This window comes from Pseudomonas sp. PS02303, assembly GCF_029959925.1.
Lineage (GTDB): Bacteria > Pseudomonadota > Gammaproteobacteria > Pseudomonadales > Pseudomonadaceae > Aquipseudomonas > Aquipseudomonas mandelii.
Window position 1 is genome coordinate 17728 of record NZ_JASCOM010000013.1, and the last position, 25652, is coordinate 43379.

The following is a 25652-nucleotide window of genomic DNA, read 5'->3' on the forward strand; positions in this document are numbered from 1 at the left end:
AGCTTCATAAGGCATCGACTACGGGTTATGCCTGATATCGACCGGACGAAGCATCAGCTCATCACAGAAAGAACCAGCGGTCGCTATTCTATCTCCGCGAGAGGCCGGAAATGACCTATTGCTGCCTCACAAGAGGATCCCCTACGCTTGCAAAAATCGATCGGGCCGGCATGGGCAAAGGGAACTGGACGCCTTGTCATCGATGATCTCCTCGCTGGCCAGACGTCCCACTATCGCCGCCAAAGTAATTCCAGGGTGCATTGCACAAACATAGACGCCACCTACTTGGGGTAGATAACCGATGATGGGGATGCCATCGGCAGGCATGGGCCTGAGTCCGACACAAGCCCATTCCGGATCTATGGAAACAACACCATGGAGTTCGTTCTGGATTGTCTTGGCAGTTCGAAGCGCTATCGCTGCCGGCTGATTTTCCATGGCGTCGTCCAGGTAATCTTCCGCCGCCAGCAACGCACCATCCGAACTTTGCCTCACTTCCATTTCAGGGCTGGAGATGAGGGTGTGCACGAGGTTGGGTTGTGACTTGTAACGGATGAAAATGGCAGGCGAGGCCTCTATCGGCAGGGACACTCCAAGCATGTCTGTCAGCTTCGTGATGCCTGTCCCGGCTGCCAATACGACAATATCGGCATCGATGATGCCTATTGTTGTTTCGACTCCGGTCACCGTTGCACTCTGGGTTACAAAACCGAGCACTCGCGTCTGAGTGAGAATCTTCGCCCCATACGCCTGGGCACCTGCGATCAACGCATGCGTAGCTGCCACTGCGTCCAGCGCTCCTTCTTCAGCCGCATATAGAGCAGACTGGGGAGGGTTCTTGAGATTTGGTTCAAGGTCGAGAATCTGCGATCGAGACACCAGATTTGCCGAAGCTTGGTGACCTGGGATCGGCAGCGCTCCAATCGCCATCACGCTGTAAGACAAGGCACCTGTCCATCGTATCTCCAGACCAGGCAGCTGCGTTTCGAGTCGGCGGTACTCCTTGATGGCAGAACCGCGCAGTTGCGCAATTGGGTCTGGTTCGGGGTGTGAGGTATTGAGCCAAGCGAATGAGCTGCCAGTCACTCCCGAAGCTATATCTTCAGCCTCTACCAAGGTGACATTCGCGCCTTTACCGGCCAAGTGATACGCCAATGACGCGCCAACGATGCCTGCACCAATGACAACGACTCGTCTGCCCTGACCATTTCCCATATCAACCTCCGTTCTGTCGATGTGACGATGGTACGACAGCTGGATGATTTCATGACATGAGAACCTGATCGTCCAGGACGCTTTTTGAGTGTTTTCTTTTGGCCGATAGCAGGCTGATTCAAGAGACCACGTTGCTATCACACTTGTGACGGTCATCTTGTAAATACGGCAGTGGCTTCCTGAATTTTTTTCGAAGCTTTCACCGCCTGTAGGAAGCGCGTATCAGCTTTTTCAACAACCCTTGAGCGCGCATGTTTAAACGCCCTCAAGGTTACGTCCTGAAAGCTACAAAACCTTGCGCCGTTGCCTACGGCTGCACCAGAATCCGCCGGCTTGTGCGCTTTTGGGCTGCTCGGTAACTTGATTCCCGTCACTGCCCTTCAGTGATCGGGTTTAGCAGCCCGTCGTGACGAAGCGTATCTGCATCCAGACAGTCAGGTCATTTCATGCCTGCACTTTATGGTAGCTGTGCGCAGGGCGCCCTCGGGCGCGCCGGATTTCGTCTCCGCCGGTCTGCTAACCTGCACACAGCTGCCACCTTACGTTTAGCAGCGTTCGGTGATGGCTCCATATGTTGGAGACAGAACTATGTTTAAGGCCACCCCGAATCCACCCGACACCAATCCAGTGTCCCCCTACGAACCCGATTCAAAAAAACTCAACGAAGCCGCCGAACGCGCCCTCGATTTCCACTTCCCATCAAGCGCCGATATCAAAGCCACCCCGCGTACCTCCAGCAAACTGTTTTCCGTGGACCCGGAGGCCACAGCCGAAACCCTGGCGGTTTTTTTGGTCGAGACGTTGGCGTCGGTCGACGTGATGGTCCATCAGTTGGTGGATCATCTGGAGGGGGAGTCGCGCTATGCCTTGCTGGGCATTTCAAACAGCATCATGGTGGCGGAGATCACGGCGAACCGGGTGTTGGATAGGGTTGAGCCGTCTAAGTAGTTGCTGACCTGTGGTGAGGGGGATTGCTTGCACTGGGTGGCGAGGCGGCCTTAACAGATGGGCCTGCTGCGCAGGCCAGCGGGAGCGAGCTCCCTCGCCACAGGTTGTTTGTTGTTTGTTCTATTTGTGTTTGTAAAAACGGGACGCTTGGCGTCCCGTTTTTTAGGGCGGTGGTATCAGCCTCCGGCGTGTTTATTTAACGCCTCTGCCGCTGCAGCGATTTCAGCCGGGCGCCTGCGCGAGCCAGCAGTCAAGTAGCGGCAAGCCCGCCATCAATCAGGTAGATCGCAAAGGAGAACGTCACGATCGACAGCACGGTGCTGACCAGAATGGAGGTCGCGGCTTCGCTTTGATAGGCGCCGGTCTGGTTCGCAAACATCGCCGGGATCGTCGCCGATGGAAGGGCGCAAAGCAGGATCATCTGTTGTGCGTACAGGCCATGAGTGCCGAGCAGTACCGTGGCGCCGAACATTAACACCGGGTGAATGAGCAGCTTGAGCCCAAGGTTGCCCCAGACTTCACCGGACATTTTCAGTTTCTCCGACGACATGATCAGTCCCAGGCACAGCAGCGATACACCGGGCGTGGCCTTGCCGAGAAGGGTGAAAGACTCCGCCGCAAGCGCAGGCAATTTGACCTGCAGCACGGACAGTAGAATCCCCAGGGCCGGCGCCCACATCAGCGGACGACGTACCGCCCCTGAAAGGCTCGACAAAAACGCCTGGCCGCCACTGGCCTTTCCATCGGCGATGGTGAGCAACATGGTCGTCAGCGGGATCATCACCAGGCTCGCGACCAGGTTGAGTACCAGCACCGAGTAGATGCTGCCCGCGCCGAACATTGCACCCAGGATAGGGATGCCCATGAAGGCGGCGTCTGGATAACCGTTCACGAAGCCCTTGAGCGTTGCCACCTTGAGATCGCGAGTGCTGAACCAGCCGATCGCCAGCGCTATCGTGTACATGCCCATGATGCCAATGAACGTCGCCACGATGAACTTGAAGTCGAAGAGCTGTTCACGGGGCGTGCTCGCCATCCCGACAAAAAGCAGCGCCGGGAATATCCAGCCCAGCACCAGGCGGCTGATCAGCAGGCTGTCCGAATGGGTCAGCCGTCCGCGCTTGCCGGCGATATAGCCCAGCGCGATCACAAAGGCGACGGGCAAGATGGGTCCTACGATCCTGTCTAACATGTCATCAATCCTCGTATTTATTTTTATCAAGAATGTCGTCATGGCTGATCGAGGCCGACACGTCGGCGTCGATCAATGTTGCAATGAGCCAGCGGCTTATGGGGTCAAGGTTTGAAGCGGTAATCCCGGATGACGTCCTGGTCAGGCTCGATGCCGAGTCCCGGCCCTTGCGGTACGTCGATGCGTCCGTTACGCGGGATGATGGCGTCGCCATAGAGTTGCGCTTCGAGGTCGAAGTAACGCCATTCGACCAGTGACTTGGCGCCGCCCAGGGCTGCACTTCCATGCACCGCCGCCAGCAGGCCGGGGCCGTCATAAAAGGCGTGGACCATCACGGTGACGCCATGGGCGTTCGCCAGTGCATAGACTTTTTGCAGTTCGGTGATGCCGCCCATTTTGGCGGGGCTTGGCTGCACGAAATCCACCGCGCCGGCCTCAAGCAGGTGCTGGAAGTCCATGAGCGTCGAAGCATTTTCGCCAGCCGCAACCGGGATGCCGCCGTGCGCGCGCACCCTTGCCAGCCCTGAATAGTCTTCCGGCGGCCACACCGGTTCTTCGATCCAGCGCAGGTTCAACGGGCGAAGTTTCTCGGTCATGTCCAGCGCTTCGCGCACCGTCCACGGAGCGTTGACGTCGAGGGTGATTTCCACGCCGGGGCCAGCGGCTTCGCACGCAGCGCGGATGACGTCGATATCCACTTCGTGCAGCTTGAGGTGGCGGAAACCGCTGTTGACTGCGCGCTGCACATTGACGCGGATGAGTTCGGGGTCTGCATACCGGATCAGGCTTGCGTACGCCGCAAGAGACGTGGCCTCACTGCCGCCCAGCAACTGGTAAATCGGTTTTTCGGCGGCTTTGCCCGCGATATCCCACAGCGCGATGTCAATCGCCGAGAGGCCATAGATGAACGCGCCGCTGCGACCGAAAACGTGAAACTTCCTCTGCAGATCGCCCTGTAATTTCTCCCGTCGAGTGACATCGCTGCCAATCAGTTCAGGCGCAAGGATGGTGTCGATCACCACTTTTACCGCCGGGATTGCGGTGAAGCCGAAGGTTTCGCCCCAGCCAACGATCCCGTCGTCGGTGGTGATCTTGACCACGAGAGAGTCGACCATTTGCAGGTCTTTCGGCCCCCAGACCCCGCCGGCCGACGGGCCGCCCGTGGTGAAGGGAATACGAAGCGGAATGGTTTCAATGCTGGCAATTTTCATAGGATTGCGCCTCAAGCGGGTTGCGAAGCTGACACGGCAATTTTTTATTCGTCCGTGTCAGGTTGAGGGCAACGTACATCACATCCTGTTGTCCTTCAACAGAATAACTGCGGCATTTCAGCAAGCTTTAACCTATTTATTAGATAAGTCCTTGTTTTAATTGGATTAAGTGGTTGATGTGTTTTGCGAATTTCAGTTTCAACTGTCAGGAACAAGTCTTCTGATGTAGATTAAGTAGACAAGTGAGGGGAGAAAAAAGAATGAGTGAAATGAATGTGCAACCCGTAACCCGCCGACCTCATCTGGCCGAGCACATCGCCCGCTCGCTGAGCGATGAGATTGCTTCCGGGCGGCTGCGGCCGGGAGACCGTTTGCCCACTGAACAGTTTCTCTCGCAGAACTTCGGCGTCAGCCGCAACGTGGTGCGCGAGGGCATCGCCACGCTGCGGGCGCAGGGGCTGATTCAGTCTCGCCAGGGCGTAGGCGTCTTCGTCTCCGCCGCCTCCCAAGCGTCAGAGCCTTTGGCACCGCAGGCGAGTGCGCCGATGCTGGACGGTGACAACACCATCCGAAACATGTTTGAAGTGCGGGCCGTCCTGGAAAGCCAGGCCGCCGCGCTCACCGCCTCGCACATGACCCCGGCCAAGTTGAAAGTCATTCAGGCCGCGGTCTTGCGCATGCAATACGAAGGCGAACCGACCCTGGAAACGGTCAACGCCGACCTCGATTTTCACAGGGCCGTTGCGGCAGCGTCGGGCAACGACTATCTCGAGACGATGATTCGCACAGTGCTCGAGCCAATGCGCGCACTGATCACCATGAACTTCGCGCGGCGCGGCCCGGTGTTCAGCAACATTCCTCACGCGGCGCGCGGGGAGCATGAAGAACTCGTGCAGGCTTTTATCGATCGAAATGCGACGGCGGCACGCCAGATCATGGGGGAACATATCGTCAACGCAGCCTCGCGATTCGGCTACGAGATCACATTTTTCTGATGGTTTGAGCCGAGCGGATCTTGTTTCGTTGTTCTACAACCTGGGCAGGTTGTTCCTTTGGCCTTCCGAGCATCTCGAACACGTCTGTTCCACCAGGAGAGAAGGCGAGGGAGTAGGGATGACTTGTCTCTGGTCAGGCGCTCGGCACTCCCGTATCAGACGCAAACATCGGCAAGCGCTGCAACATCCAGTTCAGTAGCTCTTGAGCAGGGGCGGCCAACGGTCGGCCGGACTTCACCAACAGTTTTGCTTCAACCCCAAGAAACAACGGATGGTCGATCGATACCGCCGCCAGGCTGCCGTTGGCGATTTCCCGATAGGCCGCGAATTCGCCGAGCAACGAAGCAAAACCGCCGTCCTCCACCATGCGCTTGAGCGCCGCGAGGGAGTTGCTGACGAGTACCGGGCGGATCTCGATTTTCTCGGCATACTCGAGCATCTTGATCGCATGACCGATACCGAACGTCGTGGGTGTCAGGACCAGTTGGCAGGCGAGGATATCCTCGACGGTTGCCGCCGCGCCCCGCGATGCCAACGGATGATCCGGGCGAACCAGCAGCATCACCGGTTGCGAAAACGTCGCGCGGTAGTCGATGTGCGGATGCGGCGGCGGATTGTACGCAAGGCCGATGTGCGCACGGTTTTCGGCGACTTCGTTGAGGACATCGTCGACGGGCAGAATGTCCAGCCGCACATCAAGCTTGGGGTACTGCTTGCAGAACGGCGCGAGCACGTTGTCGACCAACGCATCGACATATCCCTCGCTGATGACGACGCGCACATGGCCTTGCTGCAGGCCCTTGATCGCTTGCAACTGATCTTCGAGTTTCTCCTGGTGCGATCGATAGCCGCGCCAGAACTCCAGCAAGTGCGCCGCGGCCTCGGTGGGCTGAACACCGCGTGCCTGGCGCTCGAATAGTTTGGCGCCGATTTCCTCTTCCAGCAGCTTGATCTGGCGCGTGATCACCGAGGGCGACGTATTGATGTTGTCGGCCGCGCCACGGATCGATCCGTGAGTCAGCACCTCATGAAAATACCGAAGCCGTTGTTGATTGATTTCGCGCATGCCGGGAACTCTCTCCAGAGATGTTGCGTTGCCTGTAGAGCAACACTACACGAACTTAGTTGCTCTTGCTGGTCATGAGGTGCCGGTGCAACATTCTCTGACACGAACTCGGACCAACAAGAATAACGGGAGATTCGCATGTCAATTCTTCAGGCGCCGGCACGAAGTGATGCCATTTCAGCCCTTTACCGCAAGCTCAACTGGCGGCTGCTGCCGCTGCTGTTCATCTGTTACGTATTTGCGTATCTGGACCGGATCAACGTCGGCTTTGCCAAACTGCAGATGCAAAATGACCTTGGTCTTTCCGATGCTGCCTATGGTGCGGGCGCCGGTATTTTCTTTCTGGGGTACGTATTGTTCGAGTTGCCGAGCAACCTGATGCTGCCGAAGGTCGGCGCGAGGAAAACCTTCAGCCGTATTCTGGTGTGTTGGGGCATCACCTCGGCCTGCATGTTGTTCGTGCGCAACGTTCCGATGTTTTACGCCATGCGCTTTCTGCTGGGTGTGTTCGAAGCCGGTTTTGCACCGGGCATGATTTATTACCTGTCCTGCTGGTACGGTCCCAAGCGTATGGCGCGGGCCATTGCGATCGTGTTTATCGCCGGCCCCATTGGCGGCATTGTGGGCGGCCCACTGTCTGCGTGGTTGATCACAACGTTCGAAGGCGTTGGTGGTCTGGCCGGCTGGCAGTGGATGTTTTTGATTGAAGGCTTGCCGTGCGTTTTCCTCGGTGTGCTGACTTTTTTCATCCTTTCCAATCGACCCGCTGAGGCGCGCTGGCTGAGCCAGGAAGAAAAGGCCTTGCTGGCCAGTGAGCTGGGTGAATCGACCGGGCGCGTCCATTCGTTCCGTGCAGTGTTGCGCGACCCGAAAATCTATATTCTCGCCAGCGCCTATTTCTGCATCATCTTCTCGATCTATGCCATGAGTTTCTGGCTGCCGGCAATCCTCAAGGCCCAAGGCGTCAACGACACCATGCAACTGGGTTGGTACGCCGCGATTCCCTATGTCGCCGCCGCTTGCGGCATGTACTGGATAGGGCGCCGGTCGGACCGTGTCGGTGAAAGACGCTATCACTGCGCAGTGCCGGCGGGGATCGGCGCGATCCTGCTCCTTATGTACCCTTTTGCCGACGGCAACCTGACGGCCGCGCTGGTACTGCTGACCGTGGCAACCGCCATGATGTTCATGGCCTACACCGTGTTGTGGGCGATGCCCTCCGAACACATCAAGGGCGAGGCGGCGGCAGGGGGCATTGCCTTGATTAATACCATCGGTCTTTCCGGCGGCTTCTGGGGGCCGGCCATAATCGGCTGGGCAAAAACCGCAACCGGCAGCGCAAATCTTGGCGTCGTTATCGTGGGTTGCGTATTTTTGTGCGCAGCATTGGTGATCCTGTCGACCAAGCCGAAAGCGCGTGACGGCGCGATTCCGGAATACAGTGCGGGTTGATCTGTTGCCACCCGCGTCCTTTGTCATGTTCCGCAAGGAACCCTTTAAAAGAGAGAACTCAAATGCTTTTACACCTGTCGACCTGGGCCGAGATCGGCCAATTTCTTCAACGCAGCCGCACCATCGTGATCCCGATTGGTTCGAACGAACAACACGGTCCTACCGGTCTTCTGGGGACCGACTGGATGTGCCCGGAAATCATTGCCGGTGAAGCGCAAAAAAACGCAGACATCCTGATTGCACCGACCTTCAATATCGGCATGGCCCAGCACCATCTTGGGTTCCCTGGAACCATCTCGCTGCGTCCGTCGACCTTCATTGCGGCGATTGGCGATTGGGTGCGCTCGCTGGCCGCTCACGGGTTTGAAAAAATCCTCTTTCTCAATGGCCACGGTGGCAACGTTGCATCGATTGAGGCGGCGTTCTCTGAGCTCTACGCCGAAGCCAGCTTCGCTCGACGCCCAGCAGGGTTCGCGCTGAAGTTGTGCAATTGGTGGGACCTTGAGGGGGTAGGGGAGCTTGCGCGCGAGCAGTTTCCTACGGGGCACGGCGTTCATGCCACGCCGTCCGAGATTGCGGTCACACAATGGGCCTACCCGGATTCGATCAAATCGGCTGAATACTCGCCGCAGATCGCCCCTTGGGGCCCGATCCGCGAAGCGATGGACTTCCGCGCACGCCACCCCGATGGCCGCATGGGTTCGGACCCGGCGCTGGCGACGCCAGACAAAGGTCGTGAACTGGTCATGCTGGCAGCACAGAGCCTGGTGCGGGAGCTGGACGCTTTCAGCCGCGAATCAATGCCTGGCTGAACAATCACAGTCTTTTCAATTGGCCAACGCCCGGTATTTCCGGGCGTTGGCACGTCCTGTTTGAGGAAATCCCTACGATCGTTGATACGGAGGGTTATCCATGCCCCGGAGTTTTCACCGAGAAAATTTCAACCACAGGCCTAGCACTTCAGCGACAGCAAGCTCCAACTATTGATTACTCAGTGTAATAAGTGAAATTCAATTCAGGGGCTCTATCACTCTCTGCTCTAGTAATAAGATGGCGCCAACAAACCATTGCTACTGGAGAATCGCGTGAAAAAAACCATTATTGCCGCCCTGCTAACCGCTGCCGCTAACTATGCCAACGCCGGCACGGTATTGGTTGTACTGTCGGATCAGGCTCAACTGGACCTGAAAGACGGCAAGGTCATGCAAACAGGCTTCTTCCTGAACGAATTAATGCAACCGGTGCAGACCTTCATCGAGGCGGGTCAAACCGTCGTATTTGCCACCCCTAGCGGCAAGGCGCCAACCGCAGACCAGAAATCCAATGATGTGAGCTTCTGGGGCGGCGATGAAAAGGCCCGTCAGGAAAGTCTTGCGCTGCTGGACACGCTGAAGCTGACCTCGAAGAGCGGCTCGCCGGCAATCAGCTTCGCGCAGGTTCAGAAAATCGGCTACGACAAGTTCGATGCCGTATTCGTGCCTGGCGGTCATATCCCGATGCAGGATCTGCTGAAGGACAAGCAACTGGGCCAACTGCTGACCAACTTCCACGAAAAAGGCAAGATCACCGGCTTCACCTGCCATGGCACCATAGCCATGTTGTCGGCGATCCCGGATGCGCACGGTTTTGTCTCCGCACTGGAATCGGGCAAACAGCCGGCAGCGCCAGCCAATTGGATTTACAAGGGCTACAAAGTCACCGCCTTCACCGACGCGGAAGAGGAGCAGGCCAAAGGTTTCCTCGGCGGCGGCCATATGAAACTGTTCCCGCAGGATGGCCTGACGGCAGCCGGTGCTAACTTCTCCGAAGCCAAGCCATGGAGCGAGAACGTGATCGAAGATCGCGAAGTCATTTCCGGCCAGAACCCACAGTCGGCCAAGGCAGTCGCCGTGGCCATGGTGGCGAAACTGAAGTAATCCTGGGCGGCCGTTCCGGGCAAACCGGGCCGTAGGTGCTGGGGTCGATCTGCATTGGCTCCAGCGCCACCGTCTATCCCGACACGCTGCACGCTAATGTGTCGGAAGACGACACCCGCACATTTCGTCCAAGCCCAAGGGCCGCTCGTAATGCCCTCGTTTAGAGATTTTACCGCCCGATAGTCGTTGTTCCCGCCTTCGAATGCCCGGCTTCAAATTCTTGTGCCAACGACGTTATCGCTTGGTAGAGGGCCTCGTACAAAGTACCGGATTGGTCCGAACTGAAGTCAAGATGTGATCGATAATCTGCTAAGTCGCATCTCACCTGCCTCGAAGCGAACGGTTTGAACCGCTTTTTATACGTTAACCCTGTAGCTCAAGGTTGCCTCATCGCCTGTGATCCCTCGGAATCCCCAGCAATGACTTGGCTGCTCAAGTATTGTGATTTCAACATCAACCGGATTTATAGCCAAGTTTCGCTCAAAGGTATTCGACAACTTCCGGTAGATAGTCCGTGATGTGTTCTACATGCAGGGGTGAAAAAATCATCAGCCTCGGACCACTCCATACCGCACCACAGATACCAGCCGGTTGTGCCGTTTTCCGGATTAACCTTTAGCCCGTTTATGGGCCGAAGCCCCAGAGTCCCCAGCGCTATCCCGACTTTTGACCCGGCGTGTGGACGATCAGGGGTAACTCCCAGCCATTCACAAACGCTTTGCTCCTTCTTTACTCGCAACCTCTCTAGAGGTGTGTCCCATGCTTCCTTGCAACGCTTCTTTAGCCCTGTGTGGTCAACCCCACTCATGGGCCTTAAAAATTCGAGACCGCCTGAGTGGAGGTCATGAACCTGCCTTTGAGAGAAATTGAAGGGCTGGTAATTTCGCACGCTAGGGAGACAGATGGATAGCGATATTGAATGACCGCTTCTGGCCGATTGCAGTCAGTCGCCGCTGCCTACTACCGACTCAGAGCTGCCCTTCACAGATGAAAGCTGTCGGCCGACTGCAGTGGCTGCCTCGTCGCAACATCAAAATGAGACATAAACGGGTGGCCTAAAAGATGGCTACTTTTGATGCTCTCGAAGCCGAACTTGATCGGCAGCTAACGTCTCCTTTACCGCCCTCAAGCTTCGCCCCTTCGCACGCGCTTCAAATCCTTCCTGTCCAAACAAAGGGGCTAAGTTCTCCACACGTTTAGCTCCTAAGCGAGTGTTGAGCCATTCGAACAAGTCAAGGTCGATGAATGGAAACGTTCGACCAGAGGTTCGGCAGACCGCAATGGCTTTCAATTCCGTCAGTTTGATAAGGTCCCGTACGTCCTTGTCAGTGGAGATTAGAACGGGCAAATAAACCTCGCCGCGTGGAAGACCTTTAGGGGTCACCATTGCATCCATAATCCTGAGCATGAAAATATCCCAGGCAGCATTTCTTACAATATCGATTGCGTTTTCGCTCCTCTCGAATGAGTTCAGTTTTTTTGTCAGGCTGGTTTTGCCCCGATAAAGAATTTCGGCGCAAATTACAAGCTCTCTTGCCATCACAACTTGGAGCTCTTCATACATAAATCTAATCAATTGCTCGAGTTTGTGCGGAGCAGATTTCTTGGATCCGAGGTCGATGAGTTTTGTGCGTAGGATCATGGCTTCAATCAGCGCCAACCGATTGATTGTTTCTTCGCTCAATGCCTCGGTAAGAAGGTCATCGATCATACTCACTGCCTGCTGTTCGCAAGTCCCTCGATAAAGATTCATAAATCTATCGTTCCAGCCTGGGCCCAGCGGATCAGAATCCATATGAAAAGCCAAAATCGCAGCGACAGTCTCTACGCATGCCTCGCGGGTCTTTTCATTCCAGTTTCTCTGGCATTCCCAGATGTAATAAAATGGGTTTAGTCTTTGAAGACCATCAACACCAATCGCTTTCCTGAGATTGTTTTTATACGTTTCAAGATTGTCTGTAGAGCTGGAATTGTATGAGAGCCTTCTAAAATAGGAGGCTACATTTGAATCAGCATATAACCCATGGCCAATTTCATACCGAATAGGCCCTTTGGAATTTATGAACTCTTTATCCAGTACAATTAATGATTGCCCTCCCATAGCGGAAGAGATCACTCCTGAGTTACCAAATTCTAGTCGCGGGACTTTGAATGCTCCTCGCATGTCTTGGCATGCGTAAACGATTCGCCAGTTGTCTAATAGCTCTAAATTCGACTTAAACAGATCAAATGCGTTCTTTACGTCATCTGCTGTACAGACTTCTTGGAGAGCTGCTTGAATATCGAACTCGCTTGGTTTTTTTTGCTTACTCAAGGGAATCGCCTCTTAACCAGAGTTGTCAACGAACGTGAGCTATATCAGCATGCTCGGAAAATTATTTGCGCTTCTTTCAGCTCGTAGACGAGCCCACTCAACAGTTTTGCTAGACAAATGGTGTTGACGTCAAGAGAACGTGCGCCTCCCATAGCTGGGCCTGTCTACGGCATGGTTGAGGTTTTTTTGGACGTCTGCTTTTGGCCGATCTCTGCCGTTCACGTATTAGCAGAGTTTCTCTGTTGAACTGTTCAGCAGATAGCTGCGTCAGACGCAAAATCATGTCGAGCGGACGCCGTGTCCAAAGTCGAAATAAAAGCCTTATCTATCCTGTTTGAAAAACTCCGGGTCTATCCCTATTGCCCGCGATCGACTTCTAAATAGAGTTCAGCGAGTCTCTGTAATACGTCTTCAGCGTATCGGCGAATTCCTCGGCCAGTCGCGTCCTTGACTGGGCTGTCGGCCAGATCAAGTAGGTTGGAAATAGGATGTCCGGTCTGAACGGTCTAATCACGATATCCCGATGCTGATAATCCTTGGCGACCAATGGATGGGCGAGGGTGATGCCCATGCCGAGCGCAACCATTTCGCAGTTGATCGCGCTGTATTGCGCTTCGACTGCCATCACCCGTTCGACGCCAGCTTGCTCGAACAAACCATCCACCAATGAGCGTGTGCCATCGCCATGACAGAGCGAAATGAATGCTTGCCCTTCGAGGTCTTCGTAGGTGATCTGCGAGCGTTCTGCCAGCACATGTGAGCGCGGCAACACGCACACGGCCGCTATTTCGGCGAGCAACTCGACCTGTTGACTGTTGACGTCGCCGGGATGAACCACGATGCCGAGGTCGCAAAACTGCGATTTCACCCATTGCTCCACCGTCGGCGAAGAGTTCACGTGCAACGACACCGTGAGCTCCGGGCGTGAATCGGTGAAGTGCTTGATCACCCCGGGAAGCACGCTCATGCCCGTTGAGGGCACGGCCGCCACGCGCAAACGTCCGGTGCCCAGATTTCGGATGTTCTTCGCCGAATGCTTGAGACTGTCGAGGCCGACATAAGCGCGTTCCACTTCATGAAAGAACGCCTGACCCTCCTGAGTCGGAATCAGCCGCACTCCCGCACGTTTGAACAGGGTCAACCCGGTGCTCAGTTCCAGCTGTGCAATCAGCCGACTGACATTGGGCTGCGAGGTATACAGCACTTCCGCCGCGGCGGTCATGGAACCCAATCGCATGACGCTGCGGAACGCTTCTATCTGCCTGAGATTCATGCCGACCATCCATATCAAATATGAATAACTAACCCGGATATTGTGATTTGACCACATGGATAGTGCATCGCAATACTCCAGACCAGCAACCCATAGCGCACATGAAGATGCGCCATCCCGTGATGTATTCGCCGGGACATGCACCACGGTGCATAGCTTCGATTGACACCGAAGCGACTGACGCATTGTTCGATCTGCCCCACGCACTTCGGAGATAGTCTGTGAATAACCCTAACTCGACCTTGATCAAGCCGTCGTTTCGCCCTCTAACCCGCATCGCCACTGCTGTCGCTGCCGCCCTTGTCGGGCTGGGCAGTGGCGCCGCATTCGCCGAGCCGACGCTGTATGTCGCGGGTGTCGGCGGTTCCACCGAGCAGATGTACAAGACTCAAGTCATCCCCGCGTTCGAGAAACAGCACAACGTCAAAGTGGTTTACGTCGCAGGCAACTCCACCGAAACCCTGGCCAAACTGCAGGCTCAGAAAGGTCGTCAGCAGATCAATGTGGCGATGATGGACGATGGGCCGATGTACCAGGCACTCCAGTTGGGTCTGTGCGAAAAACTCAGCGATGCCCCCGTCTACAAAGACCTCTATCCGCTGGCGCGACTCAGCCCTGAAGCAACCGCTGTCGGCATGGTCGCCACTGGCATTGGCTACAACGAAGAGGCGTTCAGGAAACGTGGCTGGGCACCACCCGATTCCTGGGAAAACCTGACCGACCCACGCTACAAGCAATTGCTTGGCATGCCGCCAGTCACCAACACCTACGGCTTGCACACCCTGGTGGAAATGGCCCGTCTGCGCGGCGGGGGTGAAAAGGACATCGACCCCGGCTTCAAGGCGCTCAAAGATGAAATCGGCCCGAACGTCCTGGCCTGGGTATCGGCGCCCGGTGAAATGGACGGGATGATGCAGAACGGTGACGTGGTCATGGCGGTGTATGGCAGTGGTCGTGCGGTGGCGCTGCAGGAGACCGGTTTCCCCCTCAAATTTATTTACCCCAAAGAAGGCGCGATTGCTTTGCAGGTCGCCGCTTGTGGCATCACGCCCAACGCGCAGCCCGAACTGTCGCAGCAATTCATTCAGTACGTGTTGTCACCTGAAGTGCAGAAAATCCAGGCCCGGCAAAACGGTTTCGCCCCGGTCAACCAGACCGTCACCCTCGAGCCGGACATTGCCGCACGCATGCCCTATGGCCCGGAGAAGGTCAATGCGTTGATCAAAGTCGACTGGGACACGATCAACCCGCAGCGCAGCGAGTGGACGACGCGCTGGAATCGCACGGTCGAACGCTAGCCGCTCATTGCTCCGATCCTTCCCGAAATCATTCTGGAGACGCAGGCCCGTGCCTGCGTGGCAAGCCAATGGCATTTCTCACACTTGAAGGCATCGTCAAGACGTATGGCAGTTTCAGGGCCATCGACGGATTGAACCTGGAAGTCCGGCACGGCGAATTCATCGCGTTGCTCGGGCCCTCTGGATGCGGCAAGACCACCACGCTGCAATCCATTGCAGGCTTCGTCCAGCCAACCGAAGGGCGCATCGTCCTCGATGGCCGCGACATTACCCATGTGCGTCCCGAACAGCGGGGCCTGGGCATCGTCTTTCAAAGCTACGCGCTGTTCCCGCACATGACCGTGGCGCAAAACATCAGTTTTGGCCTGGAAATGCGCGGCGTACCAAAGGCCGAACGCAGCCAGCGCATCGACGAAGCTCTGGGTCTGGTGCGCCTCGGTGGCCTGGGTGAGCGTTATCCCAAAGCGCTGTCCGGCGGGCAACGGCAACGGGTTGCCATTGCTCGGGCCCTGGCGATTCGACCTAACCTGTTGCTGCTCGACGAGCCCATGTCCAACCTCGATGCCAAGCTGCGCGAAGAGATGCACATTGAGTTGCGGGCGATTCAGCGTGACCTGGGCATTACCACGATTCTGGTGACCCACGATCAGGTCGAGGCCATGACCATGAGCGACCGCATCGCGGTGATGCAAAAAGGTCGAATCGTGCAAATCGATACGCCGTACGAAGCGTACGAACGGCCGCATTCACCGTTCGCCTCAGCGTTCCTGGGCAAGACCAACGCCTTCGCCGGCGCGGTGCAAACCCGCAACGATCGCTGCTGCAATGTGCAGGTCAAGGACACGTTGTTGCACGTGCCCCACGAAGATCGCTCGCTGGGTAACGACGTCAATGTCTACATCCGTCCGGAAAAAATACGTCTGACGGAGGCGGGCAGGGGGCGTTTGAACGGACGCATTCGCTTGCGCGTGTTCCTCGGCAACCTGTGGTTGATCGCGGTGGAAAGTAACTTTGGTGTGGTGCACATGACCCAGCCCAACCTGGGCACGCCACCGCCCGATGAAAGCACTGAAGTCGGGTTGGACTGGTCCGACGACGACCTGCGTCTGTTGGACCGGGAGGTCGCCCATGGCCAGGTATGATGCCGAACACGTCGGCGTCGCGCCGTGGTTGCTGAGTGGCCCGGCGTTGCTGGTCTTCATCGCGCTGTTACTGGTGCCTCTGCTATTGACCGCGGTGTTGTCACTCAACCTGTTCAGCGACACCGAAGGCGTGTTGCCGGTCTACAGCCTCGGTAACTATCTGGAGGTGTTCAAGGACGGTTATTTCCACGAAATCTTCCTGCGCACCGGCGGCATGGCGCTGGCTGTCACGGTCCTCTGCGTGCTGCTCGGCGTGCCGGAAACTATCATCATTGCGCGCATGGCACCGCGTTGGCGTTCGTTGTTTCTGCTGGTGGTGCTGGGGCCGCTGCTGATCTCGGTGGTGGTCCGCACGCTCGGCTGGGCGATCCTGCTGGGCAACAACGGCCTGATCAACGACGCCTTGCAGACGTTGGGAATTACTGATCAGCCGGTGAAGATGTTGTTCACCCAGTTCGGTGTGATCATCGCCCTGACCCACGTGCTGGTGCCGTTCATGGTGATTGCCGTGTGGGCCACCTTGCAGCGCCTGGATCTGCAGGTGGAATGGGCCGGACTGTCCCTCGGTGCGTCGCGTCTCACGGTGTTCCGCCGCATCATCCTGCCGCAGATCATGCCCGGCATTCTCTCCGGCTCGATCATTGTCTTCGCCCTGGCGGCGTCAGCTTTCGCTACCCCCGCGATCATTGGTGGTCGACGCCTGAAAGTGGTGGCGACGGCGGCCTACGACGAATTCCTCGGCACCCTCAACTGGCCTCTCGGCGCCGCCATCGCAATGCTCCTGCTGGTTGCCAACCTGATCATCATTCTGGGTTGCAGCAAGCTGGCCGAGCGTCGCTTCAAGCAAGTCTTCGAGTAACCCGCCATGCACAAGAACGGATTTTTCTCGCTGCTGTTTCATTTGCTGTTCATCACTTTTATCGTCGCGCCGCTGGTGGTGGTCATGGCGATGGCATTTACCGACAAGGGCTATCTGTCACTGCCCACCAATGGTTTGTCGTTGCGCTGGTTTCGGGCATTGCTGGAGAACCAGGAAATGCTCGATGCGTTCATTCTGTCACTCAAGCTGGGCTTGGTGTCGGCCACCGTCGCCACGTTGCTGGCCGTCCCGGCGGCCCTGGCGATCAGCCGTTACGAGTTTCCGGGGCGTGGCACCCTGACCGGCTTTCTGCTGTCGCCGCTGATGATTCCCTCCGTGGTGCTGGGCATCGCATTCCTGCGGTTCTTCTCCATGGCGCAGATTGGCGGATCATTTTGGGCGCTGAGCATTACCCACGTGATCGTGGTGCTGCCCTATGCATTGCGCCTGACATTGGCCTCGACCATTGGCCTGGAACGAGACATCGAACAGGCCGCCCTGTCGCTCGGCGCCCCGCGCTGGACCGCCTTTTACCGGGTGGTCCTGCCACGGATTCGCACCGGTGTCATCGGTGGCTGGATGCTGGCCTTCATCCAGAGCTTCGACGAACTGACGATGACCGTATTCGTCGCCACGCCCGGTACCACCACCTTGCCGGTGGCCATGTACAACCAGATTTCCCAGACCATCGATCCACTGATCACCGCCGTCTCCACGGTGCTGATCGTCGGCACTGTGTTGTTGATGCTGGTGCTGGATCGCATGGTCGGGCTGGATCGAGTACTCATCGGAGAAGGCAAATGAGCCAGGACAGACACAGCGTCGTGCAGTCGGACGTGATTGTGATCGGCGGCGGGCTGGTGGGGACGGCGGTGGCCTATGGGTTGGCACGCAGCGGTGTCGACACGGTAGTCCTCGATCAGGGCGACGATGCGTTTCGTGCCTCGCGGGGCAATTTCGGTCTGGTCTGGGTTCAGGGCAAAGGCCATGACCTGCCGGATTACGCGCGCTGGACCCGGTCTTCGGCGAATCGCTGGCCGGCGTTCGCGCAAGCACTGATGGCGGACAGCGGCGTCGACGTCCAGCTCAAGCAACCAGGTGGTTTTCACCCGTGCTTCAGCGACGAAGAACTGCTGGAGCGCCAGTCACGCTTGCAGACTTTGCAGGATGCGCTGGGCGATTACCCGTTCGAGATGCTGGACGCCGCCGAAGTAAAAGCGCGATTGCCGCTGATCGGGCCCGCAGTGATCGGCGCCAGTTACACGACGCAGGACGGCCACGTCAATCCATTGAAACTGCTGCGTGCTCTGCACACGTCGGCGCAGGCCAAGGGCGCGCGACTGCATGGCGGCGTGCAGGTCGAGCGCATCGATTGCGCCCCCGGAGAATTTCGTGTCAAAGCCGGCCAGCGTTGCTTTGTCGCGCCACGGGTCGTGCTGGCTGCCGGGCTGGGCAACGCGGCGCTGGCGCGGCAGGTGGGTCTGTATGCACCGGTGACGCCCAATCGCGGCCAAGTGTTGATCAGCGAACGGGTCCGGCCATTTCTCGAGTACCCGACCTTCAACGTCCGACAGACCGACGAAGGCACGGTGCAGCTTGGCGATTCCATGGAGGAAGTGGGGTTCGACGACGGCACTTCCACTGAAGTCTTGGCGGCCATCGCCAAACGCGGCGTCTCGACTTTTCCGTTGCTGCGTGATGTGCGGTTGGTCAGGGCCTGGGGCGCATTGCGGGTGCTGAGCCCGGATGGATTTCCCATCTACCAGCAATCCAGCGCCCACCCTGGTGCCTTCGTGGTCACCTGCCACAGCGGCGTCACCCTGGCGGCGGCCCATGCCTTGCGCATCGCGCCGTGGATCATGGGCGGGGCTCCCCCCGATGAGCTGGAGGTGTTTACCGGTGATCGCTTTCTAACTGACAAGGTGTTTTCACATGCGCACTGATCCGCTGTTTCAACCGATCATCAGTGAAGTCAGGGCGACACGGACCGTGAGCCTGACCTTCAACGATCAACCGCTGAATGTGCCCGCCGGCATGAGCGTTGCCGCTGCATTGCTGATGTCCGGCATCAGCCGCTTTCGCGCCACGCCGGTCAGCGAGTCGCCCCGTGCACCGTATTGCATGATGGGCGTGTGCTTCGAGTGCCTGGTGGACATCGACGGCGTGCCCAATCGCCAAAGTTGCCTGATCGAAGTGGCCGACGGCATGCGCATTCGTTCACAGGAAGGCGCTCGGGATTTGATCTATCAACCGATGAATGTCCAGGCCGTGGAGGTGCAGTCATGAACCGCGAAACCGTCGATGTCGTGGTGGTGGGTGCAGGCGCGGCCGGTATGGCGGCCGCGACGCAGATGGCCGGGCTGGGCTTGCAGGTGGTGTTGCTGGATGAGCAGGGCAGTCCGGGTGGACAGATTTATCGGGGCATCACCCTGGCACCACTGTCCCGCCGGGATCTGCTGGGGCCGGATTATGCTCACGGCAATCAACTCGCCCAAGCCTTGGCGTCCTCGAATGTGCGCTATGAAAAAGGTGCCTCGGTGTGGCAGGTGAACCGGGATCATCAGGTCAGTTATCTGCGCGACGGTCGTCTGTACACGCTGGACGCCAGGGCCGTGTTGCTGGCGACCGGTGCCATGGAACGGCCGTTTCCGATTGCTGGTTGGACCTTGCCCGGGGTGATGAGCGCCGGTGCGGCGCAGATCCTGCTGAAAAGTTCAGGTCTGGCGCCGAGCGAACCGGTGGTTCTGGCCGGTTGTGGCCCGCTCCTGTATTTGCTCGGCTGGCAGTACCTGCGGGCCGGCGTGACGATCAAGGCCTTGGTCGACACCACGCGCCCCGAAGATTACTGGCGTGCCCGCCGTCACCTGTTTGCCGCTCTGCGGGCCTGGCCTTATTTGCGCAAGGGGCTGGACTTGATGCGCAGTCTGCGCGGCGCCGGGATCGCTCATTACACGGGGGCCGAGCAACTGGCGGTCGAAGGCGAGGAGGCGGCGCGGGCACTGACATTCAGCGTGTCCGGCACGGCGCAGCGCATCGCCACCCGCTGTGTACTGCTGCATCAGGGTGTGGTGCCGAATATCCAGTTCAGTCAGGCGTTGCGCGCTCGACATGAATGGGACCTGGATCAGCTGTGTTTCCGGCCGGTCTCCGATTCATGGGGCGAGCTGGATGTGCCGGGTGTCTACGTTGCCGGCGACGGTGCCGGTATCGGTGGCGCCCAGGCCGCGGCGGTGCAGGGGCAACTGGCGGCGTTGGGGATCGCCTCACAACTCAAGACCCTCAGCACCGCTGAGCGTGATGACAAGGCTCGCTCGTTGCGCGTGCAACTTGAGACCAACTTGCGGATTCGGCCTTTTCTCGATGCGCTCTATCAGCCAAAAGAACAAAACCGTATTCCGGCCGATGAGGTCATGGTCTGCCGCTGCGAAGAAGTGACGGCGGGTGAACTGCGCAGCTTTGTCGCCCTGGGTTGCGCAGGTCCGAATCAGGCCAAGTCATTCGGTCGCTGTGGCATGGGGCCATGTCAGGGGCGCATGTGCGGTCTGACCGTGACCGAAGTCATCGCCAAGGCCCGCGGCGTGTCGGCGGCAGAGGTGGGTTACTACCGCATCCGTCCGCCGATCAAGCCGATTACCCTGGGAGAGCTGGCCGGTGAGTGAGTCGAGCAAACGCCAGGCAGATGTGCTGGTGATCGGCGGCGGCATCCATGGTCTGAGCACCGCGTTTTACCTGGCGCAAGCCGGCGTCAAGGTGATCGTCCTGGAAGCGGAGTACTGCGGGCGCCATGCCTCCGGCGTCAATGCCGGTGGCGTGCGTACCCTGGGCCGTCACCTGACGGAAATTCCATTGGCGCTGGCGTCGCGTGATCTGTGGCATGACCTCAAAAATACCTTGGGCGACGACGGCGGTTTTGTCCCCAGCGGGCAGCTCAAACTGGCGGAGAGCCTGGCCGATCTGGAGGAATGCCGGTTGCGGGTCGAGCAACTTCAGGCGTTGGGTTTCAGCCATGAAGTGTTGATCGATCAGCAACAGGTGTTCGACACAGTGCCGACCGTGTCACGGCATGTGACGGGCGGCATCTGGGTCAAGGACGATGGTCACGCGTTACCTTTCAAGACCGTCACCGCGTTTCGCCTGGCCGCGCAAAAACACGGCGTACAGATTGACGAAAATACCCCGGCGCAACAGATCGAACAGACAGGTAACCAGTGGCGGGTGAGCACACCCCAAGGCATGTACAGCGCAGAACACCTGGTAGTGACGGCGGGCGCCTGGGCCGGAGGACTGGCGGCGCAGATTGGCGAGCCGGTGCCGGTGCATCCGGAAGGTCTGATGCTGATGGTCACCCATCGCGTCGCACCTTTCTGTGTCCCAGTGCTGGGTGCCACAACCAGAGCGCTGTCGTTCAAACAGTTTGCCAATGGTACGGTGGTGATCGGTGGCAAGCTGATCGGGTCGCTGGATTTTCTGTCACGCCATGGCGAAGTCGAGATGGAGCGTCTGGGCAGCAGCGCACGCACGGTCACCGACTTGTTTCCGCATTTGCGACACTTGGGCGTCAACCGCGTCTGGGCCGGTGTCGAGGCCTTCACCGCCGATGACCTGCCGGTGATAGGCGCCAGCCGCAAAGCCAGTAACCTGAGTTATTCATTCGGTTTTTGCGGCAGCGGCTTTCAGATGGGCCCCGGCACCGGTAAACGGCTGGCCCAACTCATTCTTGGCGAGCATTCGGACATATCACTGGAGCCGTTCGCCATCGACCGTTTCAAACTGGCTACCAGTGCGCAGCCTTCATCTTTTCAATCTGCTTCAACCATCGCGAAACATTGAGGAGTTCACATGCTGGAAATTAAACGCATCGAAACCAACCAACGCATGAGCCGCGTCGTTCAATGCAACGGTTTCACCTTTCTTGGCGGCCAGACGGCCACCGACCGCACCCAGGACATCAAAGGCCAGACCGCTCAGGTGCTGGCCAAGATCGACAATTTCCTGGCCCAGGCCGGCTTGGACAAAACCCGTATCCTCACCGCGCAGGTCTGGCTGTCGGACATCCAGGCCAACTTCGCTGGCATGAACGAGGTGTGGGACGCCTGGGCACCCGAAGGCCACGCGCCTGCACGTGCCACCGTTGAATCGCGTCTGGCTGCGCAGGACCTGCTGGTGGAAATTACCGTTGTCGCGGCGGGCTGATAACAAGTGGCTCATGGAGTGGACCGGGAGTACCGGTTGACTCCATAGTTCTTCAACATCCCCACCCGTCTTCTGCGTGTCTTGTGGTTATTGTTTAAGCGGCATCTTGATGGGAGTGTGGCGGTAACCGCATTCGATCCAACACAACCCCCATCCCATCCGCCGCGTTAATAGAAAGCCTCACCGCGTAGAGCATTCAGAACGAGCGAGAAGGCTGGAGTCGGCAAACGACGGCTTGGGTAGTACAGGTGATAACCCGGGAATAAAGGGCACCAGTCTTCCAGTACCCGCACCAAGCGGCCCTCTTCAATGTGCGGGGCAAATTCTTCCTCCGGTAAATAGGCAATGCCTAAGCCATTAACTGCCGCTGCCGGGACATGTGCGCTGGTATTCACAATGACTTGGCCCACGACACGCACGTTGATCTTTCGACCACGCTTTTCGAATTCCCAGGCGTCAACTCCGCCAAGGGTTGGATAGCGTATGTCGATGCATGTGTGATTCACCAGATCCTGCGGTTTCTTGGGCATGCTGTTGCGTGCGAAATACGAAGGCGATGCCACCGCAGCCATTCGTACTTCAGGTCCGATAGGCGCGGCGATCATATCTTTATCGACGGTGTCGCCGAATCTGATGCCCGCATCGAAGCGATCAGCAACGATGTCCCGGAAGCCATAGTTGATATCAAACTCAACCTTGATATCGGGGTATTCGAGGAGCAAAGGCGTGAGTCGCGGAAGGAGAATTGTCTTCAGGACAAAATCACCGCAAGTAATGCGCACCGTGCCCGCCGGCTTGTCACGAAGCTCGGTCAAAGCATCCAGTTCGGCCTCGATCTCGTCAAAACGATGACCAATGGCTTGCATCAGGCGTTCCCCCGCGCTCGTCGGCGAAACGCTGCGAGTGGTACGCGTCAGTAGGCGAATTTTCAGGCGCTTTTCAAGCCCGGAAACAGTCTGGCTCAGGGCGGATTGCGTGACACCCAAGAGGGCGGCCGCTCGGGTGAAGCTGCCTTCCCTGGCGACCGTCACAAAGGCCAGAAGGTCGTTCAAATTATGTCGTGGCATCGGAGCCTGCCTATCGCAATTGATTAGCTGTGCTTATAACTTCAACAAGCTTTCATTAGATTATCAAGCATGACGTATTCCCGGAGAATGGGGGCAAGCCTCACCTGTAATTACAGGCATGGCTCATACCACTCGCTGATCCAGAGCCAATAATCCGGCCGGTCAGCCCCTATTCACTGATGGGAGCACCTCATGAGAACACTCGTTATCTTGCTCGGCCTTCTGATGGCGTCGCTCTCTGCACTGGGAGCCGACATGTCTAACGGAGCCAATAATTTTTACAAAAGTGAGAAGGTCACGATGAAGAAGGTGACCTTCAACAATCAGTACCAGATGAAAACTGCAGGGAACCTGTTTGTTCCTAAAGATTTGAAACCAGGCAGCAAAAGCGCAGCGATCATCGTTGGCCATCCCATGGGCGCGGTCAAAGAGCAAAGTTCGAACCTGTATGCCCAGAAACTGGCGGAGCAAGGTTTCGTGACCCTTGCCATCGATCTGTCGTTCTGGGGCGAAAGTGATGGGCAACCGCGCAACGCGGTCTCGTCAGAAATTTATGCTGAGGACTTCAGTGCCGCTGTTGATTACCTTGGCACACAGACGTTCATTGATCGGAACCGGATTGGTGTCCTGGGCATTTGCGGTAGCGGCAGCTTCGTCATCAGCGCTGCCAAGATCGACCCTCGGATGAAGGCCATTGCCACGGTCAGCATGTACGACATGGGCGCGGCCAATCGAAATGGCCTGAAGCATTCCGTCACTGTCGAGCAGAGGAAACAAGCGATCGCCGCTGCTGCCGAGCAGCGCTATGTCGAGTTCATCGGGGGCGAAACCCAGTACACCAGCGGAACTGTCCATGAGCTGACGGACAAGTCCAACGCTATCGAGCGCGAGTTCTACGATTTTTACCGCACGCCACGCGGTGAGTTCACCCCCAAAGGCCAGTCGCCGTTACTGACCACTCACCCGACGCTGGCCAGCAATACCAAGTTCATGAATTTCTATCCGTTCAACGATATCGAGACGATCTCGCCACGTCCGATGCTGTTTATCGCCGGTGAAAACGCTCACTCCCGTGAGTTCAGTGAAGAGGCCTATCGTCTGGCTGGTCAACCCAAAGAGCTTGTCATCATTCCAGGTGCGGGCCACGTGGATCTCTATGATCGGGTCGATCTTATCCCGTTTGCCAAGCTGACCTCGTTCTTCCAAACCAACCTTAAGTGACACTGATCGTTGGGCTATCAGGCCATGCGCTCTCAACAGGCGTTGGCGCTTTACGTATTGAAGGAAATCAGATGAGCAGCACTGCCTTACCTATTCAAGCCGCGAGCCGACAGGTATGGGGCGCCGTCCTGGCGATGTCGCTGTGCGCCTTTGCGTTGGTGACATCGGAGTTTCTGCCGGTGAGCTTGCTCACACCGATTGCGACCGATCTCGCGCTGACAGAGGGGCAGGCCGGACAAGCGATTTCAATTTCCGGCCTCTTCGCGGTTGTCACCAGCCTTTTCATCTCTTCAGTCATTCGCCGGCTCGACCGAAGACCCGTTTTGCTTTTCCTGACGGCCTTGATGATTGCCTCTGGCACGCTCGTCGCTTTTGCCCCGAACTACTCGACACTGATGGTGGGTCGAGCCATTTTGGGGATCGCCATTGGTGGCAGTTGGTCAATGTCGACCGCCGTCATGATACGGATTGCTCCCGAAAGTTTTGTGCCTAAAGCCATCGCTTTGATTCAGGGCGGTACCGCACTCGCCACTGCAGTCGCAGCCCCCATTGGCAGTTTTATGGGCGGGCTGATCGGCTGGCGAGGTGCATTCTTCTGCGTGGTTCCGCTTGCCGCTCTGGCGCTCTGTTGGCAAGCATTCACGCTGCCGAAAATGCCTGGGCAAATTGAGTCTGGATCTGCACTTGATGTGTTTCGGCTGTTAGGTAGCGCCAAAGTCTCGCTGGGCATGGCCGCAGTGGCATTTTTGTTTATGGGGCAGTTCGCGTTATTCACCTATCTGCGTCCGTTTCTAGAGTCGGTGACCCGCGTTGATGTGTCTGGACTGTCACTGCTATTGCTGATTATCGGAATGGCCGGATTGGTGGGCACCATGGTGATCGGCCCGGTGTTGAACAGAAGCCTTAATCGAGTGCTGATGATCATTCCACTGCTGATGTCGGGGATTGCTGTGGCTCTACTCGTCTTCGGCAACTCGATGTGGGCGACAGCCGTTTTGCTGGGTGTGTGGGGCCTGATTGCTACGTGCGCGCCTGTGGGCTGGTTCACATGGCTATCACGCACGCTTCCCCGTGATGCCGAAACCGGAGGCGGTTTGATGGTGGCGGTTATTCAGTTGGCTATCACACTCGGCGCGACGCTGGGTGGGCTGCTTTATGACGGAGCTGGCTACCAGGCAACATTCATCGCGAGTGGACTATTTCTTCTGGTGGCTGCCGTGCTTGCACTGTTCGTATCACGATCGGATCTGCCCCCATTACGATGACAATGCCGCTGTTGCGTGGGGGGAA

24 protein-coding genes are annotated in these 25652 nt (G+C 57.5%); 16 read left to right on the forward strand and 8 right to left on the reverse strand.

What is annotated here, in order from left to right:
• Positions 1 to 141: 141 nt before the first annotated feature.
• Positions 142 to 1215 (reverse strand): FAD-binding oxidoreductase, encoded by a 1074-nt coding sequence (locus QMX98_RS05725; RefSeq protein WP_282410424.1) that lies wholly within the window; start codon positions 1213 to 1215, stop codon positions 142 to 144.
• Positions 1216 to 1803: 588 nt separating this feature from the next.
• On the opposite strand from QMX98_RS05725, the gene QMX98_RS05730 reads away from it, so the two are divergent.
• Complete coding sequence (locus QMX98_RS05730) at positions 1804 to 2163, forward strand: hypothetical protein (RefSeq protein WP_033040636.1); 360 nt, start codon at positions 1804 to 1806, stop codon at positions 2161 to 2163.
• Between the two features lie 250 nt (positions 2164 to 2413).
• Here the strand turns inward: QMX98_RS05730 and QMX98_RS05735 are convergent, their stop codons facing one another.
• Positions 2414 to 3397 carry an AEC family transporter gene (locus QMX98_RS05735; protein ID WP_348967356.1) on the reverse strand — a complete coding sequence of 328 codons (984 nt, stop codon included), beginning with the start codon at positions 3395 to 3397 and terminating at the stop codon, positions 2414 to 2416.
• Positions 3398 to 3459: 62 nt separating this feature from the next.
• Positions 3460 to 4566 (reverse strand): mandelate racemase/muconate lactonizing enzyme family protein, encoded by a 1107-nt coding sequence (locus QMX98_RS05740; protein ID WP_083377142.1) that lies wholly within the window; start codon positions 4564 to 4566, stop codon positions 3460 to 3462.
• 260 nt (positions 4567 to 4826) lie between these two features.
• Here QMX98_RS05740 and QMX98_RS05745 point away from each other — a divergent pair, with 260 nt between their 5' ends.
• Positions 4827 to 5561 carry a FadR/GntR family transcriptional regulator gene (locus tag QMX98_RS05745; RefSeq protein ID WP_145310806.1) on the forward strand — a complete coding sequence of 245 codons (735 nt, stop codon included), beginning with the start codon at positions 4827 to 4829 and terminating at the stop codon, positions 5559 to 5561.
• A gap of 133 nt (positions 5562 to 5694) precedes the next feature.
• On the opposite strand, the gene QMX98_RS05750 is transcribed toward QMX98_RS05745, so the two are convergent.
• Positions 5695 to 6627 (reverse strand): LysR family transcriptional regulator, encoded by a 933-nt coding sequence (locus QMX98_RS05750; RefSeq protein ID WP_083377141.1) that lies wholly within the window; start codon positions 6625 to 6627, stop codon positions 5695 to 5697.
• Between the two features lie 138 nt (positions 6628 to 6765).
• On the opposite strand from QMX98_RS05750, the gene QMX98_RS05755 reads away from it, so the two are divergent.
• The 3 genes from QMX98_RS05755 (at position 6766) to QMX98_RS05765 (ending at position 9995) form a co-directional block, all read left to right on the forward strand.
• Complete coding sequence (locus QMX98_RS05755; RefSeq protein ID WP_282410425.1) at positions 6766 to 8079, forward strand: MFS transporter; 1314 nt, start codon at positions 6766 to 6768, stop codon at positions 8077 to 8079.
• A gap of 62 nt (positions 8080 to 8141) precedes the next feature.
• A complete protein-coding gene (locus QMX98_RS05760; protein ID WP_033038802.1) occupies positions 8142 to 8891 on the forward strand; it encodes a creatininase family protein in 750 nt (249 codons plus the stop codon).
• A gap of 273 nt (positions 8892 to 9164) precedes the next feature.
• On the forward strand, positions 9165 to 9995 hold the full coding sequence (locus QMX98_RS05765) for a type 1 glutamine amidotransferase domain-containing protein (protein WP_083377140.1): 831 nt from the start codon (positions 9165 to 9167) through the stop codon (positions 9993 to 9995).
• A gap of 356 nt (positions 9996 to 10351) precedes the next feature.
• On the opposite strand, the gene QMX98_RS05770 is transcribed toward QMX98_RS05765, so the two are convergent.
• From QMX98_RS05770 to QMX98_RS05780, 3 genes are all read right to left on the reverse strand, one after another.
• Entirely contained in the window at positions 10352 to 10504 is a 153-nt protein-coding gene (locus QMX98_RS05770; RefSeq protein ID WP_172792521.1) for a tautomerase family protein, read from the reverse strand.
• A 557-nt stretch (positions 10505 to 11061) separates the two neighbouring features.
• A complete protein-coding gene (locus QMX98_RS05775) occupies positions 11062 to 12309 on the reverse strand; it encodes a hypothetical protein (protein WP_282410426.1) in 1248 nt (415 codons plus the stop codon).
• A 376-nt stretch (positions 12310 to 12685) separates the two neighbouring features.
• Positions 12686 to 13582 carry a LysR substrate-binding domain-containing protein gene (locus tag QMX98_RS05780; protein ID WP_221109060.1) on the reverse strand — a complete coding sequence of 299 codons (897 nt, stop codon included), beginning with the start codon at positions 13580 to 13582 and terminating at the stop codon, positions 12686 to 12688.
• Positions 13583 to 13803: 221 nt separating this feature from the next.
• Between QMX98_RS05780 and QMX98_RS05785 the strand changes: the two genes are divergently transcribed.
• The 9 genes from QMX98_RS05785 (at position 13804) to QMX98_RS05825 (ending at position 22074) form a co-directional block, all read left to right on the forward strand.
• A complete protein-coding gene (locus tag QMX98_RS05785; RefSeq protein ID WP_221109062.1) occupies positions 13804 to 14880 on the forward strand; it encodes an ABC transporter substrate-binding protein in 1077 nt (358 codons plus the stop codon).
• 68 nt (positions 14881 to 14948) lie between these two features.
• Positions 14949 to 16022 carry an ABC transporter ATP-binding protein gene (locus QMX98_RS05790; protein ID WP_172790638.1) on the forward strand — a complete coding sequence of 358 codons (1074 nt, stop codon included), beginning with the start codon at positions 14949 to 14951 and terminating at the stop codon, positions 16020 to 16022.
• Positions 16009 to 16881, forward strand: a complete 873-nt coding sequence (locus QMX98_RS05795) for an ABC transporter permease (RefSeq protein WP_282410427.1) — start codon at positions 16009 to 16011, stop codon at positions 16879 to 16881. The genes QMX98_RS05790 and QMX98_RS05795 overlap by 14 nt, the downstream gene beginning before the upstream one ends.
• Positions 16882 to 16887: 6 nt before the next feature.
• Entirely contained in the window at positions 16888 to 17685 is a 798-nt protein-coding gene (locus tag QMX98_RS05800; RefSeq protein ID WP_172790640.1) for an ABC transporter permease, read from the forward strand.
• Complete coding sequence (locus tag QMX98_RS05805; protein ID WP_172790641.1) at positions 17682 to 18824, forward strand: FAD-dependent oxidoreductase; 1143 nt, start codon at positions 17682 to 17684, stop codon at positions 18822 to 18824. The genes QMX98_RS05800 and QMX98_RS05805 overlap by 4 nt, the downstream gene beginning before the upstream one ends.
• Positions 18814 to 19167, forward strand: a complete 354-nt coding sequence (locus tag QMX98_RS05810) for a (2Fe-2S)-binding protein (RefSeq protein ID WP_282410428.1) — start codon at positions 18814 to 18816, stop codon at positions 19165 to 19167. Before QMX98_RS05805 ends, QMX98_RS05810 begins: the two co-directional genes overlap by 11 nt.
• On the forward strand, positions 19164 to 20540 hold the full coding sequence (locus tag QMX98_RS05815) for an NAD(P)/FAD-dependent oxidoreductase (RefSeq protein ID WP_282410429.1): 1377 nt from the start codon (positions 19164 to 19166) through the stop codon (positions 20538 to 20540). The genes QMX98_RS05810 and QMX98_RS05815 overlap by 4 nt, the downstream gene beginning before the upstream one ends.
• Positions 20533 to 21711 (forward strand): FAD-binding oxidoreductase, encoded by a 1179-nt coding sequence (locus QMX98_RS05820; RefSeq protein ID WP_282410430.1) that lies wholly within the window; start codon positions 20533 to 20535, stop codon positions 21709 to 21711. The genes QMX98_RS05815 and QMX98_RS05820 overlap by 8 nt, the downstream gene beginning before the upstream one ends.
• 9 nt (positions 21712 to 21720) lie before the next feature.
• The gene (locus tag QMX98_RS05825) at positions 21721 to 22074 is read left to right on the forward strand and encodes a RidA family protein (RefSeq protein WP_172790645.1); all 354 of its coding nucleotides are present in this window, start codon (positions 21721 to 21723) and stop codon (positions 22072 to 22074) included.
• Positions 22075 to 22241: 167 nt separating this feature from the next.
• Here the strand turns inward: QMX98_RS05825 and QMX98_RS05830 are convergent, their stop codons facing one another.
• Entirely contained in the window at positions 22242 to 23141 is a 900-nt protein-coding gene (locus QMX98_RS05830; RefSeq protein ID WP_010459000.1) for a LysR family transcriptional regulator, read from the reverse strand.
• Between the two features lie 192 nt (positions 23142 to 23333).
• Here QMX98_RS05830 and QMX98_RS05835 point away from each other — a divergent pair, with 192 nt between their 5' ends.
• Positions 23334 to 24362 (forward strand): alpha/beta hydrolase, encoded by a 1029-nt coding sequence (locus QMX98_RS05835; RefSeq protein ID WP_282410431.1) that lies wholly within the window; start codon positions 23334 to 23336, stop codon positions 24360 to 24362.
• Positions 24363 to 24433: 71 nt separating this feature from the next.
• Positions 24434 to 25627: an MFS transporter gene (locus QMX98_RS05840; protein WP_077748774.1), complete on the forward strand. Its 1194-nt coding sequence runs from the start codon at positions 24434 to 24436 to the stop codon at positions 25625 to 25627.
• Positions 25628 to 25652 lie beyond the last annotated feature (25 nt).

Bases quoted from the DNA above. Each gene is read 5' to 3' on its own strand.
- QMX98_RS05725 (WP_282410424.1), bottom strand. From the start codon at position 1,215: ATGGGAAATGGTCAGGGCAGACGAGTCGTTGTCATTGGTGCAGGCATC.
- QMX98_RS05730 (WP_033040636.1), top strand. From the start codon at position 1,804: ATGTTTAAGGCCACCCCGAATCCACCCGACACCAATCCAGTGTCCCCC.
- QMX98_RS05735 (WP_348967356.1), bottom strand. From the start codon at position 3,397: ATGACGACATTCTTGATAAAAATAAATACGAGGATTGATGACATGTTA.
- QMX98_RS05740 (WP_083377142.1), bottom strand. From the start codon at position 4,566: ATGAAAATTGCCAGCATTGAAACCATTCCGCTTCGTATTCCCTTCACC.
- QMX98_RS05745 (WP_145310806.1), top strand. From the start codon at position 4,827: ATGAGTGAAATGAATGTGCAACCCGTAACCCGCCGACCTCATCTGGCC.
- QMX98_RS05750 (WP_083377141.1), bottom strand. From the start codon at position 6,627: ATGCGCGAAATCAATCAACAACGGCTTCGGTATTTTCATGAGGTGCTG.
- QMX98_RS05755 (WP_282410425.1), top strand. From the start codon at position 6,766: ATGTCAATTCTTCAGGCGCCGGCACGAAGTGATGCCATTTCAGCCCTT.
- QMX98_RS05760 (WP_033038802.1), top strand. From the start codon at position 8,142: ATGCTTTTACACCTGTCGACCTGGGCCGAGATCGGCCAATTTCTTCAA.
- QMX98_RS05780 (WP_221109060.1), bottom strand. From the start codon at position 13,582: ATGAATCTCAGGCAGATAGAAGCGTTCCGCAGCGTCATGCGATTGGGT.
- QMX98_RS05790 (WP_172790638.1), top strand. From the start codon at position 14,949: ATGGCATTTCTCACACTTGAAGGCATCGTCAAGACGTATGGCAGTTTC.
- QMX98_RS05795 (WP_282410427.1), top strand. From the start codon at position 16,009: ATGGCCAGGTATGATGCCGAACACGTCGGCGTCGCGCCGTGGTTGCTG.
- QMX98_RS05800 (WP_172790640.1), top strand. From the start codon at position 16,888: ATGCACAAGAACGGATTTTTCTCGCTGCTGTTTCATTTGCTGTTCATC.
- QMX98_RS05805 (WP_172790641.1), top strand. From the start codon at position 17,682: ATGAGCCAGGACAGACACAGCGTCGTGCAGTCGGACGTGATTGTGATC.
- QMX98_RS05810 (WP_282410428.1), top strand. From the start codon at position 18,814: ATGCGCACTGATCCGCTGTTTCAACCGATCATCAGTGAAGTCAGGGCG.
- QMX98_RS05815 (WP_282410429.1), top strand. From the start codon at position 19,164: ATGAACCGCGAAACCGTCGATGTCGTGGTGGTGGGTGCAGGCGCGGCC.
- QMX98_RS05825 (WP_172790645.1), top strand. From the start codon at position 21,721: ATGCTGGAAATTAAACGCATCGAAACCAACCAACGCATGAGCCGCGTC.
- QMX98_RS05830 (WP_010459000.1), bottom strand. From the start codon at position 23,141: ATGCCACGACATAATTTGAACGACCTTCTGGCCTTTGTGACGGTCGCC.
- QMX98_RS05835 (WP_282410431.1), top strand. From the start codon at position 23,334: ATGAGAACACTCGTTATCTTGCTCGGCCTTCTGATGGCGTCGCTCTCT.
- QMX98_RS05840 (WP_077748774.1), top strand. From the start codon at position 24,434: ATGAGCAGCACTGCCTTACCTATTCAAGCCGCGAGCCGACAGGTATGG.